2 protein-coding genes and 1 pseudogene are annotated in these 1,678 nt (G+C 48.0%); all 3 read left to right on the top strand.

What is annotated here, in order from left to right; genetic code table 11:
• Positions 1 to 216 (top strand): annotated as a pseudogene (locus HMPREF1640_RS12340) (TraG family conjugative transposon ATPase); the annotation flags it as partial.
• Between the two features lie 30 nt (positions 217 to 246).
• Positions 247 to 879 (top strand): DUF4141 domain-containing protein, encoded by a 633-nt coding sequence (locus tag HMPREF1640_RS12335; protein ID WP_036895373.1) that lies wholly within the window; start codon positions 247 to 249, stop codon positions 877 to 879.
• A 23-nt stretch (positions 880 to 902) separates the two neighbouring features.
• Positions 903 to 1,678 (top strand): conjugative transposon protein TraJ (traJ, locus tag HMPREF1640_RS12330; protein WP_036885188.1); only part of this gene is annotated, 776 nt, incomplete at its 3' end.

Below are 1,678 nucleotides of genomic sequence, written 5' to 3'. Positions count from 1 at the left end.
AACGATACCAACCGACTATATAAAGAGGTGTGGATAGGTTTAGGCGGTATGCAGAGTGCCGTCTATGCCACAGAGGTGAGCATGGAGGAATACCTTACCTATACCACCGAGGAGACGGAAAAGGTGGAGGTGATGCAACGTGCGGAACAGCTGGGTGGCGACATCGAAACGGCTATCAGGCAGTTGGCAAGTGAAAAACGGGAGAAAAGAAAGTAATTTTTCAACAACTTAAATATGACAACAACAATGAAAAAACAAGTTTTTATGCTACTTACCGCTTTGACTTTATTCTGCGGTGGTCAGACACACGCACAATGGGTAGTAACCGACCCGGGCAACTTTGCGGGTAACATCGCCAATTCCGTCAAGGAAATCGCCACCGCCTCGAAGACGGTGAAGAACACCTTGGACGGATTCAAGGAAGTGGAGAAGCTCTACAACGACACGAAGAAGTATTACGACGATTTGCGTAAGATCAAGAACTTAATCGGTGATGCCTATAAAGTAAAAGAATGTATCCTGATGGTGGGCGACATCTCGGAGATTTACGTTACCTCGTACAAGAAGATGCTCTCAGACAAGAACTTCCGTCCTTCGGAACTTGCTGCAATGGCTTCCGGCTATACCAAGTTATTGGAATTGAGCGGCGAGAGCCTGAAAGAACTCAAATCGGTTGCCAAAAGCAATGTGTTCTCGATGAACGACCACGAACGTATGCAGCAGATAGACCATATCTATACCACGCTGCGTGAATATCGTTCGCTGGTATCTTACTATACCCGTAAGAACATATCGGTGAGCTTCGTGCGTGCCAGAGAGAAGGGAGAACTGAGCGAGGTAAAATCCCTCTACGGTAATACGGCAAGCCGCTATTGGTAATCAAGTAAGGAAAGGACAAACTTATGGATTTTGCCAGTTTACACGATTTGCTCCGCTCGACCTATGACGAGATGATGCCGCTTTGTTCGGATATGACAGGTGTGGCAAAGGGGATTGCGGGCTTGGGTGCGCTCTTCTATATCGCACTGAGGGTATGGGCTTCGCTTGCCCGTGCCGAGGCAATCGACGTGTTTCCGCTCCTACGTCCCTTTGTGATTGGTTTTTGCATTATGTTTTTCCCTACGATAGTGCTTGGCACAATGAATGGCGTACTCTCCCCAATCGTCAAGGGTACGGAAATGATGGTGGACAAGCAGGAGGGGACACTTGCCAAACTTATAGCACAAAGGGATAAGTTGCAGGAGGAAGCCTATCTGCGCAACCCCGAAACGGCATTTTTGGTATCGAATGAAGCCTTTGACCAAAAGATTGAAGAGATGGGCATCGTCGGTCCGGAGGATGCCATAACCATTGCGGGAATGTATGCGGAACGCTCTGCCTACCAAATGAAACAATGGATTTTAAAGTGTGTTCACGACATCATGGAAATACTCTTCCACGCTGCGGGATTGATTATTGACACGCTGCGCACTTTCATTCTGATTGTGCTCTCCATTCTTGGACCCGTCGTTTTCGGCATTGCCGTATGGGACGGACTGTCTGGGTCGATGACGGCTTGGTTTTCTCGCTATATATCGGTGTATCTATGGCTACCGGTGAGCAGCATCTTGACCGCCCTTCTGACAAAGATACAAGTGCTGATGGTGCAGAAAGATATTGAAACCCTTAGCGACCCGAA

Origin of the sequence: Prevotella sp. S7-1-8 (assembly GCF_000758925.1) — a bacterium.
Lineage (GTDB): Bacteria > Bacteroidota > Bacteroidia > Bacteroidales > Bacteroidaceae > Prevotella.
Note: the sequence above shows the minus strand (reverse complement) of the source record. Positions and strands in the feature narration are given on the sequence as shown.